We start from the raw sequence: 7,364 nt of genomic DNA, 5'->3' as shown, positions 1-7,364 counted from the left end.
TGGATGAAGGTTCCCTTCATCGTTTTCGCCTAGAGCTTGGCGACCATCTCTTCGGCCAGGCCCTTCGCGGCGGCCTCGAACTCCGCGACGTCCGGCTTCTTGTTGCTGAAGATGCCCGCGTCCCAGCCGGTGTAGTCGACCTGGACGGTCGTGTCGCCCTTGCGCACGAGGATCCAGATGTCCGTGATCGCGGAGTTGCCCTGCACCAGCACCGCCGCGGCCTGGTCACCGAGCCCGTCGAGCGGCTTCTGCTTGGGCACACCCACGGCGTCCTTGTGCTGTGCCAGCATCTCGTCGACGCTCATCTTGCTCGCGGTCTGGACGTACACGTCGACGCCGCGGTAGCCGCTGCCGTCGACACCCTTGGTCTGGTGCCACGAGCAGATCGTGCTCTTGCCGCCGGACATCTCCGACTCGTGCGAGCCGAGCCCGTTCGGGTTCGTGGTGCGCGCCTTGGCCAGCGCGGCCTCGGAGATGTTGCCGCACAACGCGGGCAGCTGGTCGGCACGCTTGGGCTCGCCGCCGTCCTTGTTGACGTTGAGGTAGACCGTGAGCGCGGTGCCGACCCCGCCGAGCAGCAGCACTCCGGCGATGATGGCGATGATCAGCGGTGCCTTGCTCTTCTTCGGCGGCTGCTGCGGGTACGGCTGCCAGCCCGGTGGCGGCTGCTGCCAGCCCTGCTGCTGCCAGCCCTGCCGCGGGTGCTGTGGTTGCTGCGGGTGCTGTGGCCAGGTCACAGCTTGCCCAGAACGTCGTTCATGACAGCGGTCGCCGTCTCCCTGAGTTGGTTCATGTCGGGTTTGCCCAGGCTGAACAGGCCGGGGTCCGCACCCGAGTACTCGACCAGGACGGCGTGGTCGCCCTTGCGCACCACGAGGGCGTACTCGGCGCTGGACTCGCTCGGCCGGCCTCGTTCGTACGCCTTGGCCTCGTCGCCCAAGCCGTTGACCGCGCCGATCTCCCTGGTGGTGCTGTCGGCCATCACCATTTCGCCCATGGCCTTGAACTTGCCGTCGCCCTGCCAGATCTTGACGAACAAAGCCCGGTGGCCGGGGCTGTCGCGCCCTTCGGTCTGCTGCCAGTGGCAGTTCGTGGTGTCGTCGTCCGGCTGGCTCGACATCGATCCGTCCGGATTCGTGGTGCGGGCCTTGGCGAGCGTCTCGGCGGAGACGCTGCCGCACTTCTCGGGCAGCGCGTCGTTGCGCTGCGGGTAGCCGTGGTCCTTGCGGGCGTTGAAGAAGAAGAAAGCTCCGGTGCCGAGCCCGCCGAGCAGCACGACCACCGCGACGATCACGATCGCGATGACCGGGCCCTTGCCCTTCTTCTGCTGCTGTTGCTGCTGGGGCGGGTACCCCGGCGGCGGGTAACCGCCCTGCTGAGGTGGTTGCGGCCAGCCCTGCTGCTGCGGTTGCTGGTGCCATCCCTGTGGCGGTTGGTTCACAGCTTCTCCAGTACTGCTTGATGACGAGTTCGGTCGTGCGCGGACCGTCACTCCCCAGTGACTGAAGGCACCGTAGAGGACCTGGCGGACGCGTGTGGGCCGGTCCGCCGAAAGGGTGAGCCAAAGCCTGGTCGGCACCGCGAGATCTCCCCGCGGCAGGCGGTCCGCATGTCCACCAAAAGGGTGACGCTCTGGCATTGACACAAGGGTGTGCTCGCGCGCTACGATCATCCCGTTCGTTCGAACAGGAGTTCGAATAAGCAAGTCGCCGAACTTCCCTCGGCGGCCGTGCACAGGGGTGCGCACGGTCCGAGAAGGGAGGTGGGTGGAGTGTCCAGGTCGGCAACGGCGTCGCTGGCTGCGTTCGGGGTGAACCGGGCCAGCGAGCTGACCAGCACCACCACCGACCACACCACGGGGCGGGTGCTGCCGGTTCGCGGGGAACTGGCGGACCTGCTGCCGTGGGGCGGCTTGCGGCGAGGCAGCACGGTGTCGGTGGGCGGATCGACATCGCTGCTGCTCGCCCTGCTCGCGGGTGCGACCGCGGACGGCTGCTGGGCCGCCGTGGTCGGCCTGCCGCAGGTGGGCGTGCTGGCCGCGGCCGAGCTCGGGGTCTCGGTGCAGCGGCTGGCGCTCGTCCCACGTCCCGGAGCTGACCCCGGTCCTGTCATCGCGGCCCTGCTGGACGGCATCGACCTCGTCGCCGTCGCCTGTCCACTCCCTCCTTCCCTCGCTCGGCGGCTCACGGCTCGTGCTCGCCAACGCCGTGCCGTCCTGATCGCCTTCGGTTCCTGGCCCTCGGCCGACGTGGAGCTGACCGCGGAGTCCGTGCGCTGGAACCCGCTCGACGACGGCGCGGAGACGTTGCGGCGTCAGGAGATCAGCGTGCGCAGCGGTGGCCGCGGCTCGGCGGGCAAGCCCAAGCACGTGTTGCTGACGTTCGGTGAAGAAGAGATCGAGCTCCCGCTGGTGGCCGGCGAACCGGCCGAGTCCGACGAGCCGGTTGATGCCGGTCCGGACGAGGTCGACGAGCTGGCCGCCAAGCGGGCTACAACCCGGGATCGTCCTGCGTGAAGGACACCCGTCTCCTCGCGATCTGGTGCCCCGACTGGCCCGTCGTCGCCGCCTGCACCGCCACCGGCACCGGCCAGCACGTGCCGGTGGCCGTTCTGGACGGCAACGAGATCGTCTCCACCTCGGCCGTCGCGCGTGCCGAGGGCATCCGCAGGGCCATGCGCAAACGCCTGGCCGAGTCGATGTGCCCGGAGCTCGTCACGTTCGAGCACGACCCGCAGCGCGACGCCAGGTTCTTCGAGCCGGTTGCCGAGGCCGTGGAGGAGCTCGCACCCGGCATCGAGGTCGTGCAACCGGGACTGGTCGCGGTGCCGGCCCAGGGCCCGGTCAGCTACTTCTCCTCCGCCGAGCAGGCAGCTGAACGCATCGTCGACCACATCGCGACCCGCACCGGCGCGGAAGCCCAGGTGGGCGTGGCCGACAGCCTCTTCGCGGCCACGAAAGCCGCGCACTGCAACGTGATCGTCCCGCCGAGCCGGACCGCGGAGTTCCTCCGGCCGTTGGGCGTGCACGAGCTCGACGCCCCGGAGCTGGTCGATCTGTTGCGCAGACTCGGTCTCAAGACCCTCGGCGCGTTCGCGGACGTCCCGGAGAACGCGGTCGCGTCCCGGTTCGGCGGCCCGGCGACGCGCCAGCACCGCCTGGCCCGCGGCCTGCCCGAACGCCCGCTCGACAAGCGCAAACCCGCGCCGGAGCTGGCTGTCGCGGAGACGTTCGACGACCCGGTCGAGCGCATCGACGCGGCCGCGTTCGCCGCGAAGATCCTCTCTGAGCGGCTGCACGAGAACCTCGCGAACCGCGGTCTCGCCTGCACCAGGCTCGGCATCCACGCCCGCACCGAGAACGACGAGGAGCTGCACCGGGTGTGGCGCGCCGCGGAACCGTTGACACCACGGGGAATCGCGGACCGCGTGCGCTGGCAGCTCGACGGCTGGCTCACCCGCGAGCGCCTCACGTCCGGCATCAGGACGCTCACCCTCGAACCGGTCGAGGTCGTCAACGGCACGGCGCTGCAGCTCGGGTTGTGGGGCCACGACGACGAACGCGCGGTGCGGGCGTTGTTGCACGTCCAGGGCTTGCTCGGCCCGGACGGCGTGCTCACGCCGGTGCTCGACGGCGGCCGCGGCCCGAAGGAGCGGGTCAAGCTCGTGCCGTGGGGCGACGAACGCGTGCCGGCCCGGAATCCGGACCACCCGTGGCCCGGCCGGCTCAGCAGAGCACCGGCGACGCTCGCGGACGACCCGGCCGTCCTGAAAGACGCAGACGGCAACGAGGTCGGCGTGACCGGCCGTCTCGAACTCACCGCGCAACCCAAAAGCCTTGCTGTGAAAGGAAGAACGCAGGAGGTGACCGCGTGGGCCGGACCGTGGCCGGTCGACGAGCGCTGGTGGGCGCCGGATCCGCACCGGGCCGCGCGCATCCAGGTGCAGACGCCGGACCAGGCGTTCCTGCTGATCCGCAGGGACCAGAGGTGGTTTCTGGAAGGGGTGTACGACTGATGCAGGACGAGTACTGGGATCTGCTGGAGACCTTGATCCCGTTGCCGCGCAAGGAATCCGGTGGGCTGGAATAACCCACCGGTCCGCTGGAAGGAGCTGGAGCGCGCTCTTTCCGGCAAGCCCGTCGAGCAGAAACCCGACGGCGGCGACGGTCCCGGCTGGTCACGCCACCGCGACCGGTACACCGCGCCGCCGGGGTTCGAGCTGCGCGTGGACGAGCTCGCGGTCACCCGCAAGCGCGTGCCGTACGCGGAGCTGCACTGCCACAGCAACTTCAGCTGGCTCGACGGCGCGAGTCACCCCGAGGAGCTGGTCGAGGAGGCGCAACGGCTCAAGCTCGACGCCATCGCGATCACCGACCACGACGGCATGTACGGCGTGGTCCGGTTCGCCGAGGCCGCCAAGGAGCTCGGCATGCACACGGTGTTCGGCGCCGAGCTGAGCGTCGGGCTCTCGAAGCCAGCCAACGGCGAACCGGATCCTGAAGGCGATCACCTGCTTCTTCTTGCGCGCCAACAGGAGGGTTACCACCGGTTGTGCCGCACCCTCACGACCGGTCACCTCCAGGACGATGCGGAGAAGGGCAAACCGGTCTACGACATCGACCAGATCGTCGCGGACACCCGAGGCGAGGTCGTGGTGCTGACGGGCTGTCGCAAGGGAACCGTCCGCAGAGCGTTGACCAGGGAGGGGCCGGCGGCGGCGTACCAGGAGATCGTCCGGCTCACCGACCTGTTCGGCACGGGACGTGTCCACGTCGAGCTGACCGACCACGGGCTGCCGGAGGACAGCAAGCGCAACGACCTCCTGTTCAAGATGGCGCAGGACCTCAAACTCCCGGTCGTGGCAACGAATGCCGTGCACTACGCCACGCCGGGCCGCGGCCGGTTGGCCGCCGCGATGGCTGCCGTGCGAGCCAGGAGCAGCCTCGACGACATGGCCGGCTGGCTGCCGCCGTCGCCCGCCGCGTTCCTGCGCAGCGGTGAGGAGATGTTCCACCGGTTCCGCCGTTATCCCGGTGCCGTGCACAACGCCGCGTTGCTCGGCATGCAGCTGGCGTTCGACCTCAGGCTCGTCGCGCCGCAGCTGCCGCCGTTCGACGTGCCGCCCGGCCACACCGAGAGCAGCTGGCTGCGCAAGCTCACCTACGAGGGCGCGCGGCGGCGGTACGGAGACGACAACGAGAAGGCGCTCCGGCAGATCGAGCACGAGCTGAAGATCATCGAGCAGCTCGGTTTCCCCGGCTACTTCCTGGTCGTGCACGACATCGTGAAGTTCTGCAAGGACAACGACATCCTCTGTCAGGGCCGGGGCAGTGCCGCGAACTCCGCGGTGTGCTTCGCGCTCGGCATCACCAACGTCGACGCGGTCAGCTACGACCTGCTCTTCGAACGTTTCCTCGCGCCCGCCCGCGACGGCCCTCCCGACATCGACGTCGACATCGAGTCCGACCGGCGCGAGGAGGTCATCCAGCACGTCTACTCCAAGTACGGCCGCCGGCACGCCGCGCAGGTCGCGAACGTCATCACCTACCGCGCGCGTTCCGCCGTGCGCGACATGGCCCGCGCGCTCGGCCACTCGCCGGGCCAGCAGGACGCGTGGAGCAAGCAGATAGACAGATGGGGCCCGCTCACGACGACCACCGACGACTGCGACATCCCGCGCGACGTGCTGGAGCTGTCCGCGCAGCTGGAGAACTTCCCGCGGCACCTCGGCATCCACTCCGGCGGCATGGTGATCTGCCACCGCCCGGTCAGCGAGGTGTGTCCGGTGGAGAAGGCGCGCATGCCCAACCGCACGGTGCTGCAGTGGGACAAGGACGACTGCGCCTCGATCGGGCTGGTGAAGTTCGACCTGCTGGGCCTCGGCATGCTCTCGGCCCTGCACTACGCGATCGACCTGGTCCGCGACCACGAGGGCGTCGAGGTCGACATGGGAAAGGTTCCGCTGGACGATCAACGCGTCTACGAGATGCTGCAGAAAGCCGATTCTGTCGGGGTTTTCCAGGTGGAGAGCCGTGCGCAGATGGCGACGTTGCCGCGCCTGAAGCCGCGCGAGTTCTACGACCTGGTGGTGGAGGTGGCGTTGATCAGGCCGGGTCCGATCCAGGGCGGCTCGGTGCACCCGTACATCCGGCGCCGCAACAAGGTCGAGGAGTGGGACTACGACCACCCGTTGCTGGAGAACGCTCTTCGCAAGACCTACGGCGTGCCGTTGTTCCAGGAACAGCTCATGCAGATCGCGGTCGACGTGGCCGGCTTCACCGCCGCCGAGGCCGACGAGCTGCGCCGGGCGATGGGTGCCAAGCGTTCGACGGCTCGCATGGAACGGCTGCGCGACCGCTTCTACGAAGGCTGTGCGGCACAAGGGATCGACTCCGAGTTGGCCGGCCGCATCTACGCGAAACTGCTGGCGTTCGCGAACTTCGGCTTCCCGGAGTCGCACGCCCTGTCGTTCGCACACCTGGTGTTCGTGAGCGCGTGGTTCAAGCTCTACTACCCGGCGGCGTTCTGCGCGGCCCTGCTCCGCGCCCAGCCGATGGGCTTCTACTCGCCGCAGTCCCTGGTGATCGACGCCCGCCGCCACGGCGTGACGGTGCACGGCCCGTGCGTGAACCGGTCACTGCCCTGGGCGGGTTTGGAGCTTTTCGAGGGAGCGAACGCCGTCCGCATCGGCCTGACCGCGGTGCGCGGCATCGGGGACGCGGATGCCGCGCGAATCGTTGAGGCGCAACCGTTCCGCGACATGGAGGACTTCGGTTCCCGCGTGCAGCTGACCACGGCCCAGGTGGAAGCCCTGGCCACCGCCGGAGCCTTCTCGTGTTTTGGCTTGGCACGCCGCGAGGCACTGTGGGCAGCCGGCGCGGTCGCCGCGATCCGGCCGGACCGCCTGCCCGGCACCACGGTCGGGGTGGACGCGCCGTCGTTGCCCGGCATGGACGAAGTCGAGCTGGCGGTGGCGGACGTCTGGGCCACCGGCCTGTCGCCGGACAGCTTCCCGACCCAGTTCGTCCGCTCCAAACTGGATGCGATGGGCGCGCTGCCCACCACCGCACTGTCCTCTGTGGAGCCTGGTACCCGCGTGCTCATCGGCGGCGCGGTCACCCACCGCCAACGCCCGGCGACCGCGGGCGGTGTCACGTTCCTCAACATCGAGGACGAGACGGGCATGGTGAACGTCGTGTGCTCGCCGGGTTTGTGGGCGCGGTACCGGCGGGTGGCGCGCAGCAGCGGGGCGATGCTCGTGCGGGGCGTGGTGGAGTCGGCGGAGGGCGTGGTCAGCGTGATGGCGGACCGGTTGCAGCACCTGGACCTGCGGATCCCGTCGAAGTCACGGGACTTCCGCTGAAC

At 69.3% G+C, this 7,364-nt stretch carries 5 protein-coding genes; 3 read left to right on the top strand and 2 right to left on the bottom strand.

Annotation, left to right across the window (positions count from 1 at the left end):
- Positions 1 to 29 precede the first annotated feature (29 nt).
- Both UK23_RS20785 and UK23_RS20780 read right to left on the bottom strand, forming a co-directional pair.
- Positions 30 to 737, bottom strand: coding sequence for a hypothetical protein (locus UK23_RS20785; RefSeq protein WP_045313238.1), 708 nt, complete (start codon positions 735 to 737; stop codon positions 30 to 32).
- Positions 734 to 1,441, bottom strand: a complete 708-nt coding sequence (locus UK23_RS20780) for a hypothetical protein (RefSeq protein WP_045313237.1) — start codon at positions 1,439 to 1,441, stop codon at positions 734 to 736. Before UK23_RS20780 ends, UK23_RS20785 begins: the two co-directional genes overlap by 4 nt.
- A 330-nt stretch (positions 1,442 to 1,771) precedes the next feature.
- On the opposite strand from UK23_RS20780, the gene UK23_RS20775 reads away from it, so the two are divergent.
- From UK23_RS20775 to UK23_RS20765, 3 genes are read left to right on the top strand one after another with little or no spacing between them, the layout of a single operon-like run.
- Positions 1,772 to 2,515: a hypothetical protein gene (locus tag UK23_RS20775; protein ID WP_045313236.1), complete on the top strand. Its 744-nt coding sequence runs from the start codon at positions 1,772 to 1,774 to the stop codon at positions 2,513 to 2,515.
- Complete coding sequence (locus UK23_RS20770) at positions 2,512 to 4,014, top strand: DNA polymerase Y family protein (RefSeq protein ID WP_045313235.1); 1,503 nt, start codon at positions 2,512 to 2,514, stop codon at positions 4,012 to 4,014. Before UK23_RS20775 ends, UK23_RS20770 begins: the two co-directional genes overlap by 4 nt.
- A gap of 60 nt (positions 4,015 to 4,074) precedes the next feature.
- Positions 4,075 to 7,362, top strand: a complete 3,288-nt coding sequence (locus tag UK23_RS20765) for an error-prone DNA polymerase (RefSeq protein WP_045313234.1) — start codon at positions 4,075 to 4,077, stop codon at positions 7,360 to 7,362.
- Positions 7,363 to 7,364: the final 2 nt, after the last annotated feature.

This window comes from Lentzea aerocolonigenes, from assembly GCF_000955955.1.
GTDB lineage: Bacteria > Actinomycetota > Actinomycetes > Mycobacteriales > Pseudonocardiaceae > Lentzea > Lentzea aerocolonigenes_A.
This window is presented reverse-complemented; position numbering and strand designations above follow the sequence as displayed.